Below are 19,809 nucleotides of genomic sequence, written 5' to 3'. Positions count from 1 at the left end.
TCGTGGATAATATTCGTACAGTTTCTGATACCAAGCGTAAATTTTATGGTTATCACACCCGACCCATAAATTCGATTTATCGGCGGTTTGTGGAAGAATTGCTAGTAGAAATGCACCTATTGTCGGTAAATGTGGATTTTAACTACGATCCCATTTACGCTTTAGGGGTCGTTACCTCCTTTGAACGGTTTATGCAAGGATATAAACCCGAAAGTGATAAAACCTCTATTTTCAACGCCTTGTGTCAAGCCGTAGATGGGAATAGTGAAAAATACCATCAAGAAGCAGAAGCTTTAATAAACGAAGCGAAAGGTCTTTCTATTACTGAGTTTAAAGATAAACTCGGCCAAGAAGGAGGCGAAGGGATATTATGGGGAACTTGTAGTGCGATCGCTCAAAACCCTAAATTCAAATATAGTCGCCTCTTTGGAGTGGGTTTATATACGCTATTAATGGAAATTGATCCCGATTTGGTAAAAGAGGAAGAAAAACGGAATCAAACTATTAAAGAAGTCTCTGAGGCTCTACAATTTTCCTCAGATAAGCTACAAAAGGATCTCGATCTCTATCGTAGTAATTTAGATAAAATGCAGCAATTACTAACAGTAATTGAAGATACCTTAGAAGCTGATCGCAAAAAACGAATGTCTCAAAAGCTTGAAAAAACAGCAGAACCGGTTGATGAAAAAGGAGACAAAGAAAACAAAGAAAATGAAGAACAGCAACAATCAAGTAATGGATAAGCTAGTCTATTAAAAAGTTGATAGAAATAGCAAACGAAAGACCATGATATTACTGTAAAGAGTAAGGTGGGCAATGCCCACCCTACTTATCATATAAAGATTAAGATTATTATTTGAAGTAAAAAGGAAAAGGAGAGTTCATACCATATCAATATCAATTAATTATGTTAATTACCTTGAGGGAAATTTGCGACCAAATTACAAATATTTTCATATTGTTGATCATTTAAACAATATTTTTTAGGAATTATTATCAATCCTTGTGTACTTACGTAAATCAGAAGCATTTTAGGCGTTTTATTATGTTTATATATCCAATAAAATTTAGACTCAGAATAAGAAGTTTTTTCGATAATTTCTGTTTCTGTTAACACAATCTCAACTTGCTCAAAGTATTTCTTTTGTTGTTTAAATAGACTTTTAATCTGTAATAAAAAAAATGTTTTTCCATAAATCTATTTTAAAAATTAAACTTGAGACATTTTTTCTGCAACCCATTGTTTAATCAGATCATCATAATTAATTCCTTGTGCTTTAGCTATTTCTTTAATCTTTGCCATTTCATGAGGTTGTAAACTAATAGAAATTAATGCTTCTCTTTCAAAAACAGGATCTTTTACTTCTTCTAATTGATCTTCAAAATCTGTTAGATCATGACTATCCCAAAAATTAGCTAGTTCTTCAATTGAGTCAGTTTTAGGAATTTGATTAGAGTTCATGATTTCCTCCATTTTTGATAACGTTTTCTTTCATTGTCAGTCATTGGACGGGCTGTAATAGGATAACCTTTTCTATCAGGAAATTGAATCACCACACAAAATAAATACTTTCCTGCATTGGTTTGTCCTAATACATAATAAACTGGGTTGTTTCCTTCTGATTTAGCTTTTAATACTAAACAAGAGCCAAAACAAACCTCTTCAACCTCATTTGGTGTTACATTATGACGAGCAATATGTTCAATGCGATCGCTATTCCAAATAAACTCATAAATTCTCATTAATTTATCATAACTTAAATTATATACTTTATTTGTATTTTAAGGAGACCAAAAACTTGGCGCATTTAAACCTCCATTAAATTGCTCTTTTAATTCTTCGAGAAGTTCAAAAGCTGCATCTTTATCATCATCTTCTAAGGCAGCTTTAACATCATTAAGTTTTTCTACTATATCTTCTTTTGTATCTTGAAGGAGAGTTTTAAATTGTAACCAGTTATAAAGATGATAAATTAAGTGAAATGTAGATCCTTCAGTTATGGTGTTTTCAGGATTTTGTAAAAATAATTCTGCTTCTGTCAACCAATCTAATGCAGCGTGAATACCATCAACATAGATGTGGAATATAGCAGTATCAATCATTTTATCAGGAGCATTAGGATAGGCAAGGCGAAACGCTTTTTTAGCTTCGAGATGAATATCTTTCCTTTCCATTAAAGCTTTAATTAATTCCAACTTTTCCATATATTAAATACTTAACTCAAAGGTTTTACTATCTTCAAAGATAACGTAATTTTTTGGATTATGAGAAAAACATAGAACCTAAAATAAATAAACCAAACCCTAAACGATACCAAACAAAAATCCAAGTATCTTGTTTTTGTAAATAACGAATTAACCAAGCGATCGCTAAATAAGAAAAGATAGCAGAAGAAATAACTCCCACAATCAACGGGACAATAATATCATTAGAAAGTCCCACATCAAACACTTCTTTTAACTCTACCAACCCAGCTAAAGTAATCGCTGGAATTCCCAATAAAAAAGAAAATCTAGCGGCTGTCGCCCGTTCTAAATTAAGGAATAAACCAGAGGTTATGGTCGATCCTGAACGAGATACCCCAGGAATTAAAGCTAAAGATTGCGCTAACCCCATTAATAGTCCATCTTGCCAACTTAATTCCTCAAAACTGCGTTTATGGGTGCTTATTTTTTCCGATAAAGCTAACAACAACGCCATGACAATCGAAGCAGCGGCAATCACTCCAATACTACGCAACGGTGAGTTATCTAAATCACTAATTAACAGCTTCATTAATAAGCCGAAAAAGACAATCGGTAACGTTCCCAAGGCAATACCCAACCCTAACCGAAAATCATGGGATTGATAATCAGAATGACGAATCGCTTTGATCATCCCTGTGGTAATTTGACTTAAATCTGACCAAAAATACCACAACACCGCAGCAATACTCCCTAACTGAATCACTGCCGTAAAAGCAACCCCCGGATCACCCCATCCTAACGCCACAGGAACCACTTTTAAATGGGCTGTGCTACTAATGGGTAAAAATTCCGTTAACCCCTGTACCATGCCCAAAATAACCGCCTGAAACCAATTAAATTTAGCGATCGCATGATCAGAAGATTCTCCTTGAGCAAGGGTAACCGAAGATAAGAAAAAAATTAACCCACTACTCAAGGCAATAAGATGAAAGAGTCTGAGGGTTCGGGGTTTCAGTTGAATCATGGTTGTTGCATTTTGGGGGTAAAGTCTCAGAGATTCTATCATTAAGTTGGTCTAATCGGATTGAACTGAGAATCAATTTTCTCAACTAACATTAAGAAAAGAGAAATGATTGTGAAATTTGAGTAAAATTTGTTATGCTTGCAGATCGTTATCGTTAATTGTTAAGTCTTTCCCTTCATTCTTATGAGTAATATTCAGGTTAGTGTGAGAATACCGCCGAAATTATATGAAAAATTATTAGCTCATACTAATGCTGTTGGTCTTCCTAAGTCTAAGGTGATCACTCAAGCTTTATCTCAATATCTAGAAAAAGATGAAAAGGAAAAACCGTCTTCTGACTCAATGGAAGAAAGACTGTTAAAGGTAGAAAAACGCCTTAATCGTCTCGAATCTTCTTCAACAGTTGATAAACCTTCTGAGGTGATTGTTGAGCAAGAGAAAAAGAAAAAGTCTCCACCGACTCTATCTTTCAAAACCCCTCCTTTACAAGAATTTTTCTTTGAACGACCGATTGTCGATAAAACCGGAACCATTTTAAAACGGGTTAAGGGTGAGTCTCAATGTTTTAAAGAAGAGTTGGGAGATGGCAATAGTTTGGAAATGATCTATATTCCTGGGGGAACCTTTATGATGGGATCAACCCCTGATGAACCTGGATCGCAAGTCTGTGAGCAACCTCAACATTCTGTTACCTTAGACGGATTTTTCTTGGGGAAATTTCCGGTCACCCAAAAACAATGGGAAATGGTTGCCCAATATCCTAAAGTTAGCCGAGATTTAATCGTTGAACCCTCTAGTTTCAAGGGAAGCGATCGCCCGGTGGAGTCCATTTCTTGGGAAGATGCCGTAGAATTTTGCGATCGCCTCACTCAATACACTCAACGCCCTTATCAACTGCCCAGTGAGGCACAATGGGAATACGCCTGTCGGGGAGGAAGCACCACTCCCTTTTATTTCGGACCGACGTTAACCGGGGATTTAGCCAATTATATGGCTAAACGTTTGTATGCAGGAGAAAGTTCTAGTATTTATCGTCAAGAAACCACATCGGTCAGTGCGTTTTATCCCAATCCCTTCGGGTTATATGATTTACATGGTAACGTTTGGGAATGGTGCGCCGATGCTTGGTATTCTACCTATGAGAATGCTTCTAGTTCAGGAACCCCTCGCTCATCCTCTCAACAGGAAACTCGCCGTGTCTTAAGAGGGGGTTCCTGGGATGAAGACGCTTATCATTGTCGTTGTGCTTCCCGTTATGCTTATCATCCTCAAGGGGTTGGGGTGAGTCAAATCGGGTTTCGGGTGATGTTGATGGCTTCATCCCCAGATAAAACTAACATTCCATCTCCAAAAGAATAAAAACGATACTTTTCTTGGATGGCTATTTGATATAACTCTAATAATCTGTTTCTCCCAATTAAAGCACTCACTAACATCAATAAACTCGATTTGGGTAAGTGAAAATTGGTAATCATTCCATCAATAATTCGCCAAGAATAGCCAGGATAAATAAACATATCTGTTTTACCTCTGAAAGGTATTAAACCTTGTTTACCTGCCATTTCTGTTGCTTTGGCTGCTCCTTCTAACGCTCTAACTACGGTTGTTCCTACGGCAATCACTCGGTTACCTTTGGCTTTCGTTTCTTTTATTTTTTCTACCGTTATTTCTGGGACTTCTATCCATTCTTGGTGCATCTTATGTTCTTTGATATTCTCGATATCAACAGGACGAAATGTACCTAACCCCACGTGCAACGTAATATAAGCTTGATTAATTCCTTTTTGCTGTAAGGTTTCTAAGAGTTCATCGGTAAAATGAAGTCCGGCTGTGGGTGCAGCCACTGCGCCCGGTTTTTCAGCATAAATGGTTTGATATTGGGAAGGCTGGGCCTTAGACTCAGTTACATAAGGGGGAAAAGGAATTTGACCCAGTTCTTCTATTTTTTGCCAAAATAATTCCAGAGACTCTACATTAAACTTGAGTAATCTTCCTCCTGTTTCTTCGTCTCTATCCACAACCGTAGCCACTAAACAATTATCTTGACTACAATCATTATTATCTAAATGAAAATAAATTTCACTGCCAATTTTAAAGCGTTTTCCCGGTTTCACTAAGGCCAACCAACACAAAGGCTCTTTTTCTTCTAATAATAAAATTTCGACCGGCGCACCGGTGGACTTTTTTCCGTAAAGTCGTGCAGGAATGACGCGAGTATTATTAAAAACTAACAAATCTCCCGGAGATAGCCACTGAGGTAAGTCTCGGAAAATACTATGAATATGGGTTGTGGGAGAATTAATGACCAATAACCGAGAATGATCCCTAGGAGTCATGGGGTTTTGGGCAATTAATTCTGGGGGTAAATGATAATCGTAACTCGATAATAAATGATCACTACTCATAAAATGACAGTTCCCAAAACAGGTTCATTTGTTATATGCTAAAAGGAATATGTAAAATAAGATACATAATTTGGGAATCCATTCCGTGTTTCCCCCATGATAAGCCAATATTCCTATTCCTATCTACATATAATTATGGGAATTCTTACCTAGTTGGGTAGTTTCCCCCATGGCACTTGAGGAAAATAGGGGGGAACTCCCCTACAACAAATTGGACGATCGTTGGCACACTAGAGCTAGAGGAATTGTTTAGCAGAAAAATTAAGGGGGAAAATAATGGACTATATTTATTTTTTAGCCAACGCAAGTCTAACGCTACGGGTGATTGAATATTTACAACGAAAGTATGACTCATCCCTTTGCTTAATGACTGTCATCCATCAAATTAATGGTTGGATTATCAAAATTAAGTTCAAACAGCCTTTGACACCCCAACAACATGGGGACTTCAAAGCCTTTATGAATGAATTAGGCATTCCTTACGAGTTAGAGATTCGCTTACAGATGGTGTTTTGGAGTCTAGAAACCGGTCAATCTCCTATTGATGTTATGAGTCGTTATCAAGTGGCTATTGTTTCTCATGGCTCACCGGATAGTAGTGATATTGAGGCTTTTCGTCAACAATTTACCCGAGGACTCGGTTATTGTCCTGAAACCTTAGCTTAACTCGTTGTTGGAAACAAAATAATCAACATAGCTACACTAATCATTAACATTAACCCGGCTGGCATAAATTTTCGGGTCTTCCATAGCCGAATGGCAAAGACAACGGCAAGGAAAATAGTTATCAATTGGCCTAAAATCAGTCCTACTGCTATTTGTTGCCATTGAAGGAAAGCACTGAGCAACAGGAGCAAACCACTAATAAGACCAGAAATTAAAGAAGGTTTGCTCTTGGCAGTGACATAGCCCATGATACCACCGAGAAACAATAAAATTGCGTAAATTAAGGTAGCTATGATGGCCAAGTTAAGATGATTCATCAGACAATAATGCCATAAGGTTGTCCCAATAATTGATCACTGATGACTAACAATTGATCTAAGCTAATTTGCCCTAATTAGTCGTAAAACTCTCGATAAATCGTCTAGTTCTCCTACAATACGTCTTGTGGGTCGAGGCCAAACACGCACTAAAGTAGGGGTGGCAGAAACATGATGGGTTTCTGCCATTTCTGGGTGTTTAGCAATATCGATGACTTTTAAAGTATAGGGATGACTTAACTGGGTTTCAAGTAGATGATGGATCTTTTTTAGGGTTTGCTTAGTAGACGGATGATTACCCGAAACAAAAAGACGTAAAATATAACCTTGATTCGGTTGAGATTCGTCTTTTTTGTGAGTCTTGACAGGATTAAATTGGTTTTTTAGTTCTTGTTCCCAACGTTCGTCTAGACGCACTAGCAAATCATGGTTTTCCCAAAGTTGAGCAAAGCGAGAACCATAGGTTTCGATAATAACGGGGTTACAAGCCTCTTCTTGCCAAGTGGCTGTTTGCCAAGTCACGTTTTTCAGATTAAAAAGAACATTTAATAAAGGTTCGTAGCGACGAACCGCAGGATAAAGTTCAGCCACCGTTTTTACCCTCTTCTCCCTAGTACAAAACCAACGGTCAACGGTGGCCGTATAACCGGGAACCAGAAAATGAGGGGGTTCGGGCAACTTTAATAATTCCTGCAATGCTAGGCATAATTGAGAATGCCAATGGACTTGTTTGTTGCTATCGAGACAATAAACGAGATCGCCACCTGGCGTAAAAAGGGCAATACCCTTAAACAAATTCGGGACAACCCTTGTCGTTTCGCCCATGCTCGCTATTTTTGAGAGGAACTACACAGAGGAGGAAGAAGACTTAATTCTGTTATAACCTCTCTTCCTCCTCCATCCTCATTTCTTTAGGGTTTTTTCTAGATTCGACCCCTTAGCATCATAGCAATTTCGTTGGGAGTTGGGGATAATTCTAAAGCAGTTTCTTCGGTAATGCGTCCCTCTTGATAGAGATTAAATAGGGCTTGGTTAGTGGTAATCATGCCATCAAATTCACCATCCTTCATTAATTCGAGAATTTCGTCGTTTTTCCCTTGAATAATGTAGTCTTTGACCGTTTCTGTATTGATCAAAATATCGTGGTAAGCAGCCCGTTTTCCGTCCGTTGTCCGACATAACCCTTGAGCAATAATAGCGACTAAAGATTCTGCGATCGCCACCCGCATCGCTTCTCGTTCTTCGGCATTATATAAGCTCAAAATCCGTTCCAAGGTTTTCACCGCGCTATTGGTGTGTAGGGTTCCCATGACTAAGTGACCGGTTTGGGCTGCTTTGAGTGCCGTATTCACCGTTTCTTTATCCCGCATTTCCCCCACTAGGATAATGTCGGGATCTTCCCGTAAAGCTGCTTTAAGGGCATTATCAAACTTAAGGGTGTGCATCCCCACTTCCCGTTGCTTAATCAAAGAGCGACGACTTTGGTGGACAAATTCCACCGGATCTTCAATGGTAATAATATGTTTAGGATGTTCTTTGTTAATATAATCCACCATAGCGGCCATGGTGGTGGATTTACCTGAACCGGTTGGCCCCGTTACCAGAATGAGACCTTTGTGAGAATCGGAAATATCCTTAAATACCATAGGCAGTCGTAACTGTTCCATGGTCAGGATGTTCAGGGGAATGAGACGCAGTACCATCGCCGGCCCCCGTAAACTGTCAAAGATGTTGATCCGAACCCTGGCAAATTCATACTGGGTTGCCCCATCAAATTCTAATTCCTTTTTAAAGCGTTGAATTTCATCTTCTTTGAGAATTTCCCTTAACCAACTCATAAAGGTGTTTTCATCGATTTCTGGATACTCCAGAATCATCATTTCCCCGCGATCGCGCATTCGGGGTTTTTCTCCAACTCCTAAGTGAACATCGGAAAACCCTTCATCAAAAGCATGACGAACCAATTCCGCTAAACTGGGTTGCCCAGGAGAACGACCAAAACTTTTTGGGGGTGTTATAGGTAAAGGGGGTGGGCTCGGCACCGATGGGCGCATCGGTTCTTCAACCGGACTGTCTGGCTCTGTGATCACGGGAGAAGCCGGCATAAACTGAGTACCGACATCCTCTAAAGCTTCTTCCATCTCCATCATGTCCATGTTCATTTCTTCTGCATCCTTGACGGGAGGCATGGGAGGAGGCGGTAAAGGGGGTAAGGAGGGACGTTGAGATTGGGTCATGATCTTTATTCTTACAAATACGTTAAGTTCAACAGTTTGTGATAACTGTCGCTCAGGTGATCTTCTAGGGTTAGTGTTCCCAAAATTTCTGAGAAAACTTAGGTAAGGGCTGTTTTTTCGGTTAATCGTTGTTTTATTTCTGAGAAAATTATCGTTTAAATTTAAGAAATATTAATATTTTGCGGTAATTGAATGGCTAAAACGAAAAATGATAGTTGTAGCCTGAGCTACAGTTCTTACAATATCAATGATTATTACAAAAGATTACATTCAATTCTCTAAAGATAGGCTTGATCCCCGATAAGTTCGTTGAGATCAAACTTGTTTGTAACATTTTTCAATCTTTAACCCATAAAGTTACCTTTGAATGTAAATTTTTCTTTCAATAAGCTCATTTTATTCGTGAGATTATCTATACTGATTGACACAGCGTTATCTACAAAAATAGATAAAGTTACTGGTTTGCTCTGGAGGAAGATATGGAAATTGCACAAAAAACCGGATTAGGAAAAGTTGACTCTTTAACGTTCGTTAAGAGCTTCTTAGTTTGGAGTTTTACGTTAGTCGTTTGTTTATTAGTTGTTGGGTTTCCCCTGGTTGTTTTGATGGCAACGTTTGGGGCGTTAGCATCAGTGGTTTTACAATCAGTTTTACCAGTAAGTGCTGTTTTATTGGTGGTTGGTTCTCTAGTTGGTGTTAATTTATTAGTAGTTTTCTTGGGAGCAGCACTACTAACAGCTAAGGGAATTCATCCCCAAGAAGTTCATTGGTTGAGATGGCTGCACGGCGACGCAACTCCCTCTCACACTTCTATTTATGCGGCTTGTCCCTTGACTTGCCATTTAGCTAGATAGGAATTGGATAACAATATCTGTTAGATAGTGATTTCATTTTTTATAGATATAAGCTAGTGCAGCCCGGTTATCAACCGGGTTTTTTCATGGTTATTTTACGATTTTTTTCAAGATATTACTGAAATTATTAAACAAGGGTTATTTTTTTCTTGTGACTAAGATCATTAATCCAACCGTAACCACAATACCCATTAAATTTGAAGATTCGGGGATTTCTGCTGTAAATTCTTGACTGGTTAATTCTGCACTAGCGTAGATAGTACCTGCTCCAGAACCTGCAGAAAGTGTTATCTGAGGACTATTCCAGGGTTCTTGAAGATTACTATCATGAGTCCCTTGATAGAAAACAATATTTGTCTGGTTATTCTCTTGATTAAAATTAACAGGAATTCGGTAAAAATTGCTAATGTTGTTTACTGAAATTGGAGGCGGTGGCGGATTGACCACAGTACCAGCAACCTCTGAGGGAATGGGATTGAGAGCATTTAACGTATTATTAATTTCATGGGTGAAAAGAAGCGCTCGATTATTGTTTTCCCAGAAACATAAACCATTCCCTGATCCTACATTACAAGAAGGATTAAACCCAGATTGTGTCGGATCACCAAAAATTTCGTTAAATGTACCAAAGAGAAAATCAATGTTATAGGTGCTAGTTACTGTAAAGGTGAAATCATTCCCAGGTATTTCCACACCCCCTTCCACCAGTTGGATATCCTCAATACTAATAATTCTACCCATCGTGTCTAGCTTAACGTTAGCAGCTTGACTAGGGGTTACAATGGCGGCCGTGAGTAAGCTAGTCATTAAGGGAATGACTTGTTTAGATTGAATGATTTTTCTTAACATTTTCTTACATTTATTCTTAAATTTATAACTTTATTGATACTAATATTATACTTAACGGAATGGTATTAAAATTTAGTTAATTAAGGGGATTTTGGTGAAAAATACGTTAGCGTAACGGGAGAACTTATCAACGTTTGGAAGTATACTATGACTGTCGATCAATTATTGTTACTCATTGCTTTATTAACCCCCGGAATTTTATTATCTGCTTTGGTGATGGGAAGCTTTGCTAAAGGGGGTTAAACCCTGGTTAGGGGTTTTATCGCTTCGCTCGAAGTCAGAAGTAGGAAGTCAGAAGTTCCTCACTTCGTTCCGGCTCTAACGAACAGAAGTTTTTTTCTAATAATCTTGAGATTAAGACTTTCTACTCTCTTGGTCGGTTAAACTTGCGCCGTGCGACGGCGCGTTTCCCGACCGCTTCTAGACGTAGAAATTGGGTTCCGTGACCCCCCCCTACAAATTTATTTTAGCGGTAAAAAATTTAGGGGGGGGTCACAATCCCCCACGCTTATTTTCACTTCTGACTTCACACTTCTGACTTCTGACTTCATGAACAGGGGACAAGAGATAATAGGCTATCACTTCCCTTCTTGTCCCTCTGATTTGATGACCCCTCACCCTTAATCCTTGTCTTGGTGGTCATGGGATTGATTGGGGGGTACAGAATCTACATTAGATAGATTGGCTTCTAAGTTCTTTCGTTGTTCCATTTGACTGAGGAAATATCCTGTCATCATGGCCGAAGCAAGAAGATTGGCTAAATTTTCTCGATCAGTGGTAACTTGAATGTTAAAATCTCCAGAGGGGAGCATACCCACTAATCCCTGTACATTTTGTGTAATAATTTGTTGAATTTCAGGGCTGGCTGATTGAGCAATCCGAGAAAGGGTGTCAGGATGCTGTTGTTGTAAGTATTGGATTAGGGTGTTAGGGTTTTGTTCTTCTGGTTCAGAAGCGAAAAAATCAAAGTTGAATACCATTAGAACTCCAAAGTTGGGGTTGACTTATGTTCCACTGTATATATTCCCACTATAAACCCTACTGGGAAAAATCGCTAAAAATTAATCTGTAGATTGGGGAAATTGGTCAATTTCAAAATATTGATGAAATTTTGTCGTAACTTCTAAGAGGTAAGAGCGTCCGCTTTCTTGGCGACGTTTACGAACAAAACCCAATTCCACTAATTCTTGAACGTGCTGATAAGCGGTGCTTCCTCTGAGTTCAATTAACTCAGTTTGCACAATGGGATTTTTTAGCGCAATGGCCGCTAAGGTTCTCAAAACCCCTTTACTCAGTTCAGCAGGAATAATATTATCAGTCAAATCATCAAAAAGTGAGCGCAATTGTAAGCTATATCCTGCTTCAGTTTCTACCACTTCTAAGGCACTGTCACGGTAAGCATAATCAGAAATTAATTCCATCATTGCTTCTTGTGCGGTATCCACTTCGCAATTAGCCCATTGGGCAATATCCATTAAGGTTAAGGGTTGACCTTTGAGATAGAGAATTGCCTCAATTTTTGTTGCTAATTTCATCATATTCTACTTGACCTCTAATCAGAAAAAATATCAATTTCTTTTGGATTCAAATTGAGTTGCATTGATTGACCATATTGAATACCATCAAGGGGTTGAGTTAAAATTTCGAGGGTTGAATCATCTTGAAAATGGGTGGGTTTTGTTTCAGGATGGGGATAGTAAATCAGTCCAGTATATTGGGTTTGTTGATAGAAAATCTGACAACAAGAAAAAGAAAAGGTTTCAGAAGGAGAGTTAGGATTCCATTTTACCGTTTCAAATGTATATTGAGGATTGTACAATTTAAACTTGTAAGGACGAATGTTAATGTTTAAGGTTCCTGGAAAAAAAGCAGCAATATCTAACCCGAGTTCCTTAAAGAAAGGAGTCTGCATTTCAATCGTTCCTTGAGGATAAGGACTATTTTTGGCCATTCCTGAGGCAACTTGATGGCCTTTAGTAATTATTCCCGTCACGTTTATCCACTCTTGGGTCATATTTTATAGTAAGTTCAATTATTGAAGACTGCTTGAATCATGGATGTTAGAACTTGCACCATTAATTTAAACCATTGGTATGTCGTAGCACAAAGTACAGAAGTCACCAGAAAACCCATAGAAGTTAGGTTATGGTATCATTCCATTGTACTTTATCGAGATAGTCAAGGAAAGATTCATGGATTAGAAAATCGTTGTCCTCATCGTCAGGTTAAACTGAGTGAGGGTAAAGTGGTTGAAAATTCTTTAGAATGTGCTTATCATGGATGGCAATTTGATAGTGAGGGGATCTGTACTTTGATTCCTTATTTATTAGATAATCAAGTCTTGCCTAATTGTAAAATTAATGTTTATCCAGTCCAAGAATGTCATGGATTTATTTGGTTGTTTTTAGGCAATCAAAAAGTTTTAGAATCCCAAAGTGTTAAACCAATGTTCATTCATGAATGGGAACATCTCAATTATATCAGCACTGTTTCTGTGATTGATTGTCAAGCTCATTTTTCATTTTTAATCGAAAATTTGATGGATATGTATCATGGCCATCTCCATCATGATTATCAAGCATGGACAGAAGCTAAATTACAAGAATTAACCACTACTGAAAAAGAAGTTAAAGTTATTTATGAAGCTAAAAGTTATTATAAAATTGATAAAATTTGGTCAATTTCTCAACTGTTTTTTCCTCAGTTTCGTTCTTTACATTCTGAACCTTTAATGGTAAATTATTCTTATCCCCATTGGCGATCAACTTTGGGAGAAGATTTTACCCTTTATTGTTTATTTTGTCCCATTAATTTAACTCATACCAAAGCTTATTTGATTCATTTTACTTCTTTAAATGCTTTCCAGCGATTACATAAACTACCGCGATGGTTTCGGCAATGGATTAAAGATAAACTATCAGGAACAGCACAAACGATGTTAGATGGATTAGTTAAACAAGATATTAAGATGATAGAACAAGAACAACAAGCTTATACTCAACAAATACAAAAACCAACTTATGAGATTAACCCTACAATTTCTGCTGTTCAAAAAATGATTAAACAACAAGTCAAAGCTAAAACAATCAATTAGATTCATGATGATAATATTAAAAAAATAAATTAATTCAATTAGTCAAACTTACTCAATAGAAGAGCAATTATTATATTTTTGAAAAATGTACATCAAGAGCAAAATAAGATAAACAATAATGGTAAGATTAAAAAAGAGAATTTAAGATTAAATAATACTCAACTATGGAAAATAGCACTCCTAGTTTTATTTCTCCTCAAATCAGTAGTGAAGACCTAAAATTAGAAACCCCATTAAAATTAGGTGTATTAGCATCAGGAAGTGGAACCAACTTTGAAGCGATCGCAAAAGCTATCCATCAAGAAAAATTAAACGCTACAATCCCCCTTGTAATTTATAATAATCCTCAAGCCAAAGTCAAAGAAAAAGCAGCAGCCTTTAAAATTGAATCTAAACTCCTCAATCATCGACAATTTAAGCGTCGAGAAGACTTAGATCAGGCGATTGTCGACTTGTTTAAATCTTATCAAGTTGATTGGGTGATTATGGCAGGTTGGATGAGAATTGTTACCCCGATTTTACTAGAAGCATTTCCCAATCATGTTATTAATATTCATCCCAGTTTATTACCTAGTTTCAAAGGCATTAAAGCCATAGAACAAGCCTTAGAAGCAGGGGTAAAAATCACAGGATGTACCGTTCATTTAGCCAGTTTAGAAGTGGATAGCGGTCCGATCTTATTACAAGCTGCCGTTCCTATTTTGGCCAACGATACCCTAGAAACATTACACGCTAGAATTCAAATCCAAGAACATAAAATTTTTCCCCTTGCCATTGCCTTAGCTGCTAAACTATACCCTTAAAAAATTACATTAACCATGAATGAAAATCCTGAATTCATCCTTTTTGCTCAACACGGTTGGGCTGATACCAATGAAGAAATAAATCAACTGGCAACCACATTAGGGAATGAAAAAGCTCTGATTATTAGTCCTAATTTAGGATGGGTAAAAACCTGGTTAAGTATGGAACCATTAATTGAAATGGTGACCCAAAAAGCCGCAGAAATGATCGAAAAATATCCCCAAACCCCCTGGAGAATTATCAGTCATTCCATGGGGGGATTAATTTGGATTGAAGTCCTACACAATAATCCTCAATGGTGGGAAAAAATCCACTCTTTCGTCTTAATTGCTTCTCCGGTGGGTGGAGCAGATTTAGCCAGAATTATTGATCCATTAGCCATCGGTGTTGGTATTGCTTCAGACTTAGGAAAAAATCGCCGTTTAAAAGCAGATAGAATCACAAAAATTGTGCCGACATTAGTCATTGCTGGAAATACAGATAACGGTAGTGATGGAACCATTCCTATTTCATCCACCAAATTATCCTATGGTCATTTTGTTTGTTTACCGAATATTTCCCATAGTCAATTAAAAAATCATCCTATCTTAGTAGATGTCATTCAAAAATTCTGGAAAACCTCCCCAACCCCCGCCTTATTTGAAAAAGATTTTCCCACAGTTTTGATTGAAAGACTACAATTGATTCCTGGTATGACTGACGGCCATTCCCGAGACTTTGAAAAAGCCAAAGCTTACTTGAATTTTGAGCGAGGAATTTCGATTAAATTGTGGAAAAATCCTTTAAATATTCTTCACGTTTTTGTTTTCAAGGAACAACAAGACTGTTTATATGCCGGGTTTGTGGGATGGATACATACAGAAGGACTCTATCAAGCCTTAGAAGCCATTCATCAGGACTATTATGAATTAGTCATCCACGGACTAGATTAAGTAGATCACAAAGATCCTAGTTAGAATTGCGGGGGAGCAGGGAGACCGGAGCGGAGGAGAAAGAAAATAGAATAAAAATAAAAAATTAGGGAATATGATTGAGATTCTTAGAGATTTATAACCTTTTGAACTTTTATTTACTCTAAAATACTTTAAAATAATCTCCCCTTCTCCCCACTCCCTGCTCCCTTGCAGCCCAAACAAGTAAGTTTTCGATCTACTGAAAATTTTTGGAGTTTATGATAAGGTAGATAGAGAAAGGCTGCCGTGTTGGTGACTGCCAATAAAGTTTTTTGATCTATGCTTTGAGTTTAAGGGCGTTAACCAGCTATCGTGGCAGTAAACCGAGCTTGTACTCGGAAACAGAAGCGATAAGCGGTCGATACCCACCTGGTTTTTCCAGGTCATAAACTGAGGTAAAACGGCACGGTGGTCTTTCAGATTTTTTAAGATAATGTCAAGATTTCTAGATATTACCAGGGTTAAGCAAGACAAAATCTGAAACTTAACCTAAAATTAAAGAAACCCTAACAATATTAGGCATTGAGACAACAGACAAATCGTTACAAAACTTTGGGTCTTCCAGTGAGTGTAACCCAACTCGACCAGGGGATAACGGTTGTCCATCAAAACCTTACTGTTACACCTGTGACTGTCGTTGATGTGTGGGTCAAAGCAGGGGCGAGAGTGGAACCTCATCACTGGAAAGGAACTGCCCATTTTTTAGAACATATGATCTTCAAAGGAAGTCAAAGTATTCTTCCAGGAGATTTTGATCAGGTTATAGAACATCATGGAGGCATAACCAACGCCTTCACCAGTTACGACTATGCCCATTTTTTCCTAACCATAGCGAGGGAGGGCCTAACCCAGACCTTACCTTATCTAGGAGAAATTTTACTACAAGCAGCCATTCCTGACGAAGAATTTGGGCTTGAAAGGGATGTTATCTTAGAAGAGATCAGACTATCCTACGATGACCCTGACTGGGTATGCTTTCAAAGCCTCTGTGAAACATTATATCAACACCATCCCTACGGTCATTCGATTCTCGGTCACGAAACCCAATTAAGAAACTATTCAGCCCATCAGTTACGATGTTTTCATCGGACTCATTATCAACCCAATAACATGACAGTGGTGGTGGTGGGGAATATTGAAGAAAAAGCAGCCCTCTCATTGGTAGAAAAGACCTTTTCTGATTTTACTATCCCCTCAGAATGTCCCCCCACGAAATTAAGCCAGAACCCCCTTTAAAAGAAATTAGACGAAATGATATTTATTTTCCCAGATTAGCCCATGGACGCTTACTGATGGGATGGATAGGACCAGGAATTGACCAACTTGAAGAAGGAATCGGACTCGATTTACTCTCTGTAATTTTAGCCGGGGCCAGAACCTCTCGTCTCGTTCAAGAATTACGAGAAGAGAAACAACAGGTGATGGATATTGAAAGTTCTTTTTCCTTGCAACAAGATTCTAGTTTGTTTACCATTGGAGCATGGTTAGATCCCCAAGATTTAGAAGAAGTTGAGGCCATTATCTGCGATCGCTTAAAACAATTACAAAAAGAACCAATTACAGAAACAGAATTAAACAAAGCCAAACGATTACTGTGTCATGATTATATTTTTTCTACGGAAACCCCCAGTCAATTAGCAGGATTATATGGTTATTATCAAACCTTAGCCGATGCCAAACTTGCCTTTACCTATCCTATCTTAATTCAACAATATACGGTGGAAAAATTGCAACAGATTGCTTGTCAATATTTATCGACACAACAGTATGCTATCACCGTCATGAAACCCTGCTGATTACTGATACATAATTCTATCAATAATGAAAACCTCTTCTCTCGTTTCTACCGCCAACTTTCTCCATCGTTTGCAATTAGATAATGGTATCACCTTAATTGTTCGAGAAAATCCCACCGCCGACTTGGTATCGGGGCGATTTTTTTGGAAACAAACAGGGACGTTATGGGAAAACCCAGAAAAAGCAGGGATTTTTCATTTATTAGCGAGTGTTATTACCAAAGGAACCCAAACCATGTCCTCTCTTGATATTGCAGAGGCCATTGAATCGATGGGGGCCAGCTTAGGAGGGGATACCGCATCGGATTACTTTATGATGAGTCTGAAAACTGTTTCAGCGGACTTTGAATCGATTTTAAACTTATTAGCAGAAATTTTGCGATCGCCTACTTTTCCAGAAGAACAAATTGCCCTAGAAAAACAGTTAATTTGTCAAAGTATTCGTTCCCAACAAGAACAACCGTTTAACATTGCTTTTAATCAATTACGAGAAACAATGTATGGTGAACATCCTTATGGACGCTCAATTCTAGGCACAGAAGAAACCGTTTGTCAAGTGAGTCGAGAAGACTTACAACGGTGTCATTATGAACATTTTCGTCCTGATAATTTAATTATTAGTTTATCAGGCAATATTACCCGACAGCAAGGGGTTGAGTTAATTGAGAAAACCTTGGGAACTTGGCAAAATCCCTCCTCTCCTTTAACCCTTTCATCCCTTCCTATTTTAAGGGTTTCTCCTAGGGAAATAATCACCGATCAATCCAGTCAGCAAAGTATTATTATGTTAGGCTATTTAGGGGTTGGAGTTGACCATATTGATTACCCCGTTTTAAAACTATTAAGTACCTATTTAGGCAATGGGTTGTCGAGTCGTTTGTTTGTCGAACTAAGGGAAAAACAAGGACTGGCTTATGACGTTTCTGCCTTTTTCCCCACTCGTTTACAACCCTCTTACTTTGTCACCTATATCGGTACAGCCCCCCATAATACTAACATTGCTATGGAAGGATTAAAAAAGGAAACTGAGAGGTTATGTGAAATAGAATTAACTTCAGAAGAACTGCAAACCGCTAAAAATAAGTTATTAGGGCAATACGCATTAAGCAAACAAACTAATGCAGAAGTTGCCCATTTATATGGATGGTATGAAACCCTAGGGTTAGGCATTGAATTTGATCAGAAATTTCCAGACCTTATTAATAATATTAGTTCCGAAATGGTGCAAAAAGTAGCCAAAGATTATTTATTATCTCCTTATGTTTCTATGGTTAGTCCAGAAATTATAACTAATTAGAAATGTTATTATCAATATCTACCCTTCTTTTTCACTTTCATATTGAGAAGGTAATGCAACTCTGCCATGAAAACTATTATATCTTCTTGAAAAATGCTCTAAATAGGGACTTTCTAAAATGCTTCTTCTTTTGGCTGTACCAGTTTGAATTTGATTGTAAAGATTAGCTGAGTTTATACCAAAAACTTTCTTAAAATCTGCTGTTAGTTCCATTAAACCCTGTTGTTCTAAATCATATTCAATAGGAATCTTCTCAAAAAAATAGAATCTCTCATGACGATGAGAAGATACTAATTCCCACTCTTTACGATTTATGCCATCTGTCTTTCTAACTTCTTTTGCTGTAGCAATTTCACACAAAATAATCGAATTTAACAGTTTCGATGGTTTATTTTCGTTATTGTTTCTAGTCCTATAATCCCAATCTAAGTCACAATCTTGTGTGACAATTATTGCATAAGGATGAATAATTTGCTTAAAAGATAATTGTTGTGACTCTTTGGATGATTCATGAATAATGGGAGTATATTGGATAACTCCTGTTAATATTTCTCCTTGTCTTAGAGAAGAATCTTGTTTTGAAGGTTTATAAATAGGCGGGTTTTCCATAAAAAATTACTAAAAAATCTATGAGTCTAAAACAATAGGAGGTCGAATTTTAGCTGGCATGATTGTAGCTTCAAAAACTTGAGGTTCAAGCTTGTTTGTAGTTGTTGGGGGTGAATAGTCAGAGTAAAAATTACAAATTTCTTCTAGTTCTTCAGCAGCTTCTTGTAAAGCTTTTTCTGAAAGATTTTTAAGCTTTTGCAAAAGAAACCAGCATTTTAGAAACGCAATCAAACTATCTAATGATAGTTCTGTTAAGTCTGTAGTTAAAGATAAAGAAGTAGAAGAAACAACTAAATCACTAGAATATAATTGAATTTCTTTACCTGTTTCTCTATCAATAAATTTGTGTTTATAGGGTAATTCTATGGCTGTTGTTCTATAGTTAGGGGTCAACTGGTTTAGGTTCCATTGCCTGATGGAGGACATCGGTAATACTCCATCTGAAAAGGTTTCTTGCGGATTTGTTGAAATATTTAAGGGTATTCCAGACATTTTCATCTCCCTCTATTTTGTTTTCTGCATAAAAATCTGAATCAAGTAAATAAGCCATTTCTTCTTCAGACTTTTCTGTATCTTTAACCATAACTAATCCATGATTAAAATTCACTTTACCATACTCTATTTCTAAAGTTAAGTTTTTAATGATTCCATGAATAGATGATGCAAGAATTGGTTCGTAAAGTTCTGCACAGATTTCTCTTGATATTAACTCAGACC

General features: G+C 37.4%; 23 protein-coding genes, 1 other RNA gene and 1 pseudogene. 10 read left to right on the top strand and 15 right to left on the bottom strand.

Annotated features, from left to right (window positions below):
• Positions 1-2 precede the first annotated feature (2 nt).
• Positions 3-743 (top strand): photosystem II biogenesis protein Psp29, encoded by a 741-nt coding sequence (gene psb29, locus C4E06_RS14000; RefSeq protein ID WP_107668631.1) that lies wholly within the window; start codon positions 3-5, stop codon positions 741-743.
• Between the two features lie 467 nt (positions 744-1,210).
• Here psb29 and C4E06_RS13990 read toward each other — a convergent pair whose 3' ends face one another.
• From C4E06_RS13990 to C4E06_RS13975, 4 genes are read right to left on the bottom strand one after another with little or no spacing between them, the layout of a single operon-like run.
• Positions 1,211-1,462 (bottom strand): CopG family antitoxin, encoded by a 252-nt coding sequence (locus C4E06_RS13990; RefSeq protein WP_107668629.1) that lies wholly within the window; start codon positions 1,460-1,462, stop codon positions 1,211-1,213.
• Positions 1,459-1,743, bottom strand: a complete 285-nt coding sequence (locus C4E06_RS13985) for a BrnT family toxin (protein ID WP_107668628.1) — start codon at positions 1,741-1,743, stop codon at positions 1,459-1,461. The genes C4E06_RS13990 and C4E06_RS13985 overlap by 4 nt, the downstream gene beginning before the upstream one ends.
• A gap of 39 nt (positions 1,744-1,782) precedes the next feature.
• On the bottom strand, positions 1,783-2,205 hold the full coding sequence (locus C4E06_RS13980; protein ID WP_107668627.1) for a hypothetical protein: 423 nt from the start codon (positions 2,203-2,205) through the stop codon (positions 1,783-1,785).
• Between the two features lie 58 nt (positions 2,206-2,263).
• Entirely contained in the window at positions 2,264-3,211 is a 948-nt protein-coding gene (locus C4E06_RS13975; RefSeq protein ID WP_107668645.1) for an undecaprenyl-diphosphate phosphatase, read from the bottom strand.
• Between the two features lie 183 nt (positions 3,212-3,394).
• Between C4E06_RS13975 and C4E06_RS13970 the strand changes: the two genes are divergently transcribed.
• Positions 3,395-4,570: an SUMF1/EgtB/PvdO family nonheme iron enzyme gene (locus tag C4E06_RS13970; protein WP_107668626.1), complete on the top strand. Its 1,176-nt coding sequence runs from the start codon at positions 3,395-3,397 to the stop codon at positions 4,568-4,570.
• On the opposite strand, the gene queA is transcribed toward C4E06_RS13970, so the two are convergent.
• Entirely contained in the window at positions 4,498-5,616 is a 1,119-nt protein-coding gene (gene queA, locus C4E06_RS13965; protein ID WP_107668625.1) for a tRNA preQ1(34) S-adenosylmethionine ribosyltransferase-isomerase QueA, read from the bottom strand. The two genes, C4E06_RS13970 and queA, sit on opposite strands and share 73 nt — an antisense overlap.
• Before the next feature lie 276 nt (positions 5,617-5,892).
• On the opposite strand from queA, the gene C4E06_RS13960 reads away from it, so the two are divergent.
• Positions 5,893-6,282 carry a hypothetical protein gene (locus C4E06_RS13960; protein WP_008275939.1) on the top strand — a complete coding sequence of 130 codons (390 nt, stop codon included), beginning with the start codon at positions 5,893-5,895 and terminating at the stop codon, positions 6,280-6,282.
• Here C4E06_RS13960 and C4E06_RS13955 read toward each other — a convergent pair.
• The 3 genes from C4E06_RS13955 to C4E06_RS13945 all read right to left on the bottom strand — a co-directional run bounded on the left by C4E06_RS13955 (position 6,279) and on the right by C4E06_RS13945 (position 8,653).
• Positions 6,279-6,599 carry a TMEM14 family protein gene (locus C4E06_RS13955; RefSeq protein ID WP_107668624.1) on the bottom strand — a complete coding sequence of 107 codons (321 nt, stop codon included), beginning with the start codon at positions 6,597-6,599 and terminating at the stop codon, positions 6,279-6,281. The genes C4E06_RS13960 and C4E06_RS13955 overlap by 4 nt on opposite strands.
• A 63-nt stretch (positions 6,600-6,662) precedes the next feature.
• Complete coding sequence (locus tag C4E06_RS13950; RefSeq protein ID WP_107668623.1) at positions 6,663-7,424, bottom strand: circadian clock KaiB family protein; 762 nt, start codon at positions 7,422-7,424, stop codon at positions 6,663-6,665.
• Between the two features lie 98 nt (positions 7,425-7,522).
• Positions 7,523-8,653 carry a type IV pilus twitching motility protein PilT gene (locus tag C4E06_RS13945; protein ID WP_370051340.1) on the bottom strand — a complete coding sequence of 377 codons (1,131 nt, stop codon included), beginning with the start codon at positions 8,651-8,653 and terminating at the stop codon, positions 7,523-7,525.
• Positions 8,654-9,315: 662 nt separating this feature from the next.
• On the opposite strand from C4E06_RS13945, the gene C4E06_RS13940 reads away from it, so the two are divergent.
• Positions 9,316-9,690 carry a hypothetical protein gene (locus C4E06_RS13940; RefSeq protein WP_107668621.1) on the top strand — a complete coding sequence of 125 codons (375 nt, stop codon included), beginning with the start codon at positions 9,316-9,318 and terminating at the stop codon, positions 9,688-9,690.
• A gap of 138 nt (positions 9,691-9,828) precedes the next feature.
• Here the strand turns inward: C4E06_RS13940 and C4E06_RS13935 are convergent, their stop codons facing one another.
• The 4 genes from C4E06_RS13935 to C4E06_RS13920 form a co-directional block, all read right to left on the bottom strand.
• Positions 9,829-10,539: a hypothetical protein gene (locus C4E06_RS13935; RefSeq protein ID WP_107668620.1), complete on the bottom strand. Its 711-nt coding sequence runs from the start codon at positions 10,537-10,539 to the stop codon at positions 9,829-9,831.
• Positions 10,540-11,159: 620 nt separating this feature from the next.
• Positions 11,160-11,519, bottom strand: a complete 360-nt coding sequence (locus tag C4E06_RS13930; RefSeq protein WP_107668619.1) for a DUF760 domain-containing protein — start codon at positions 11,517-11,519, stop codon at positions 11,160-11,162.
• 81 nt (positions 11,520-11,600) lie between these two features.
• Positions 11,601-12,077, bottom strand: coding sequence for an SMC-Scp complex subunit ScpB (gene scpB / locus C4E06_RS13925; RefSeq protein ID WP_198648682.1), 477 nt, complete (start codon positions 12,075-12,077; stop codon positions 11,601-11,603).
• A gap of 14 nt (positions 12,078-12,091) precedes the next feature.
• Positions 12,092-12,553 carry a hypothetical protein gene (locus C4E06_RS13920; RefSeq protein WP_107668617.1) on the bottom strand — a complete coding sequence of 154 codons (462 nt, stop codon included), beginning with the start codon at positions 12,551-12,553 and terminating at the stop codon, positions 12,092-12,094.
• A gap of 39 nt (positions 12,554-12,592) precedes the next feature.
• On the opposite strand from C4E06_RS13920, the gene C4E06_RS13915 reads away from it, so the two are divergent.
• The 6 genes and pseudogenes from C4E06_RS13915 to C4E06_RS13890 all read left to right on the top strand — a co-directional run bounded on the left by C4E06_RS13915 (position 12,593) and on the right by C4E06_RS13890 (position 18,483).
• Positions 12,593-13,633, top strand: coding sequence for an aromatic ring-hydroxylating dioxygenase subunit alpha (locus C4E06_RS13915; protein ID WP_107668616.1), 1,041 nt, complete (start codon positions 12,593-12,595; stop codon positions 13,631-13,633).
• A 164-nt stretch (positions 13,634-13,797) separates the two neighbouring features.
• On the top strand, positions 13,798-14,436 hold the full coding sequence (gene purN / locus C4E06_RS13910) for a phosphoribosylglycinamide formyltransferase (protein ID WP_107668615.1): 639 nt from the start codon (positions 13,798-13,800) through the stop codon (positions 14,434-14,436).
• 15 nt (positions 14,437-14,451) lie between these two features.
• Positions 14,452-15,369: a lysophospholipase gene (locus C4E06_RS13905; protein WP_107668614.1), complete on the top strand. Its 918-nt coding sequence runs from the start codon at positions 14,452-14,454 to the stop codon at positions 15,367-15,369.
• A 256-nt stretch (positions 15,370-15,625) separates the two neighbouring features.
• Positions 15,626-15,809: non-coding RNA, 6S RNA (ssrS, locus tag C4E06_RS13900), on the top strand.
• Positions 15,810-15,912: 103 nt separating this feature from the next.
• Positions 15,913-17,186, top strand: a pseudogene (locus C4E06_RS13895) (M16 family metallopeptidase).
• Between the two features lie 25 nt (positions 17,187-17,211).
• A complete protein-coding gene (locus C4E06_RS13890; RefSeq protein ID WP_107668613.1) occupies positions 17,212-18,483 on the top strand; it encodes a pitrilysin family protein in 1,272 nt (423 codons plus the stop codon).
• 18 nt (positions 18,484-18,501) lie between these two features.
• Here the strand turns inward: C4E06_RS13890 and C4E06_RS13885 are convergent, their stop codons facing one another.
• The 3 genes from C4E06_RS13885 to C4E06_RS13875 all read right to left on the bottom strand — a co-directional run.
• Complete coding sequence (locus tag C4E06_RS13885; RefSeq protein WP_107668612.1) at positions 18,502-19,092, bottom strand: hypothetical protein; 591 nt, start codon at positions 19,090-19,092, stop codon at positions 18,502-18,504.
• Positions 19,093-19,110: 18 nt separating this feature from the next.
• Positions 19,111-19,518: a hypothetical protein gene (locus tag C4E06_RS13880; RefSeq protein ID WP_198648681.1), complete on the bottom strand. Its 408-nt coding sequence runs from the start codon at positions 19,516-19,518 to the stop codon at positions 19,111-19,113.
• The coding region (locus C4E06_RS13875) for a TIGR04255 family protein (protein WP_157951155.1) at positions 19,475-19,809 on the bottom strand (335 nt) is incomplete at its 5' end. The genes C4E06_RS13880 and C4E06_RS13875, both read right to left, overlap by 44 nt.

Source organism: Cyanothece sp. BG0011 (assembly GCF_003013815.1).
Classification (GTDB): domain Bacteria; phylum Cyanobacteriota; class Cyanobacteriia; order Cyanobacteriales; family Microcystaceae; genus Crocosphaera.
Note: the sequence above shows the minus strand (reverse complement) of the source record. Positions and strands in the feature narration are given on the sequence as shown.